The sequence below is a fragment of the Lactobacillus nasalidis genome (assembly GCF_016587775.1).
Lineage (GTDB): Bacteria > Bacillota > Bacilli > Lactobacillales > Lactobacillaceae > Lactobacillus > Lactobacillus nasalidis.
In genome coordinates this window covers 1-2,296 of sequence record NZ_BOCG01000652.1, presented here as the reverse complement: position 1 = coordinate 2,296, position 2,296 = coordinate 1, and the positions used below count along the sequence as shown (strand labels likewise).

The window sequence follows — 2,296 nt, the reverse complement described above, 5'->3', positions numbered from 1 at the left end:
ATCTGTGGCAGCCTCGCGAGGCTGCCTTTTTTGTTGCAAGTTATAACAGTTAAGCAAAAAGGCACCCATCGAATTGATGAGTGCCTTTGTGCTCTTGGCAAAATTAACGAATCAGGAAAGTTAGTTAATTAATTTTTACCAGGAAATTTCGTAAAGTTCATTGAACTTGGTAACGGATTTGCCCTCTGAATTCAATGCGTGATAAGCAACGGTAAGATAAACGTGATTTTCACCGATTACTTGCAAGCCTTCAACTTCAGAGTGATAGCCGCTCTTATCAATCTTACCCCAGTCACTTAAATTGACGCTGATCCACTGATCAGCAAATGACCGTTTATTAGCTGGAATTTTGATGATTTGCTTGTGGTGAGTTGCCCATTTTTTCTTATCGGAGTCATACTCTGGTGCCTTCTGGCTAGAGATATATATGTTACCATAATTGTCCATATCAAAGCCTTGGTAGGAATTGATTATCCCACTTAAGTTAGGGTAGTAGAAAGACTCCAAGTAGGCTACGTTTTCCATATTAACGTAGTTCTTACCGTCACTACGAGAAGCTACTTGGTCCAGGGCTTTATTGATTGTACTGAGAGAGTAGATAGTGAAGTATCCGTTACCTGAGGTGTCGACTGTGACTAAGAGAAATTTCTGGTGGTTTGGCGATACAGCTGCTTCTGCCCGTCCAAATTCTTTACCAGAATAAGGATGACTGCCGGCACGGTTGAGATAGGCCAGGCGGGGAAAATCGAGATGACTGCTGTGACTTCCCCTTTGCTCTTTGATATCAACACGGGCGATTTGCTTATCCCATTCGATATTTGTCCCCTTTCTTTCATATTTTTTAACACCGATGAACCACTTGTTGGCAATGCCGGCGTATTCCCAAGTTTGCGTGTGCCCAGCGGCTTCGCCACTTAAATGCAAGATCGTGTCGGCCATATTACCTGTTTTACCGCGTACGACATAAGTGTCTTCTTGACTATTTCGCAGCTGGAGACAGTAGATGTAGGCTGAACCAACATTAGCTTTCTGAACAGCTGAATTATGATGTGGGTTCAAATCAATGGTCTTCTTAAGCGAAATGCTTGTGGTTTCTTGAAATTTAACCATAAAAATATCCTGCTTGATTAAAATTGAATTTTGTACGCTGACTTCTGCCAGGTACATTATTAGTTTAGCACGAATATGTGTTCGAAAGTAACACATGTTTGCAAAAATACATAAAAAGTCACTATATGGTGACTTTTAATCAAAATATATAGTGTGGGCACGCGTTACTTCTTTTTCTCATTAAGATGCTTATAGTAATTCTCAAGATCATTAATCCTAATTAAATTGATTCGATAATTTGGATGTTCGTCTTCTTCGACATCCCAGTAGAAGATATCAGTATCTTTATCACGTAAATCACTTAGAAGTATGTATGTCCCTGTAGCGCCATGGCCGGTTCCTTTTAGACGGGCATAGTATGGCTGATCAGCGTCCCACCAAAGAAAACCATCGTCGTCGGTAAATTGACGTAGACCATCAATTAGGACATAATCGCCTTTCTTATATTTTTTTGGAAGATCCTTGATCTTTTTGGTTTTGCTATTGAATGTAAAGGTATATGTGGTTTCGTCGATCATGGCTTTTTCGCAATTGGAATATTGTTGCAAACCGTTAATCGAGTAAACGTTTCTAGCTTTGATGTAGGCCCCGTAGCCAATGTAATAGAAGTATCGTCCATTGATTTTTGTGTAAGGCAGCCAGTACTTTTTACCGAAAAGTCCGTAGTTGGTTTTGTCAATGTTGCGCCCTTTAGTAAACAAGGCAAAGTAACGGACATCTTTGTTGGTTCGTTCAAGTCTTTTCCGGGTCGTGTAGACATAGCTATCTTTCTTTAAGTAGCCGAGGGGACCATAAAGGCCGTTGAACCAAGGCATCCGGTTACCATAACGGTCATAGACATAGCTGTTGCAGTTTAACTGCAGTACAACTTGCCTGTTGATATATTTAGGTGTGTATTTTGATGAACTTGCTGCTGAAACTGTGCTTGGGGTTGCCACTAAAGCCGTAAAACTCAGTAGGGCAGTTAGGGCAAGCAATGCGTTACGTAGCTTTTTGAACATGATTATCACCTGCTGCAAAAAATGTGTGCAATGTAGCCAAATAGTAATTTTTGACTACGTATGTCCAAAGACATGGATACAGACATTTTTCTTATTGCCGTCATCACAGGTATTCCGATATCCCAACAAGGGGGTAACCGCATTGACCAGCGCAGGCACCGAAGCACCACTCTTGCAACTTCTTG

Annotated in this window: 2 protein-coding genes; both read right to left on the bottom strand. The window is 41.0% G+C overall.

Annotated elements, in window-relative coordinates; genetic code table 11:
* Nucleotides 1-135: 135 nt before the first annotated feature.
* Entirely contained in the window at nt 136-1,110 is a 975-nt protein-coding gene (locus lacNas_RS12405; protein ID WP_201330797.1) for a helveticin J family class III bacteriocin, read from the bottom strand.
* Between the two features lie 164 nt (nt 1,111-1,274).
* Nucleotides 1,275-2,111, bottom strand: a complete 837-nt coding sequence (locus lacNas_RS12400) for a hypothetical protein (protein WP_244660663.1) — start codon at nt 2,109-2,111, stop codon at nt 1,275-1,277.
* Between the last annotated feature and the right edge of the window lie 185 nt (nt 2,112-2,296).

Bases quoted from the DNA above. Each gene is read 5' to 3' on its own strand.
- lacNas_RS12400 (WP_244660663.1), bottom strand. From the start codon at position 2,111: ATGTTCAAAAAGCTACGTAACGCATTGCTTGCCCTAACTGCCCTACTG.
- lacNas_RS12405 (WP_201330797.1), bottom strand. From the start codon at position 1,110: ATGGTTAAATTTCAAGAAACCACAAGCATTTCGCTTAAGAAGACCATT.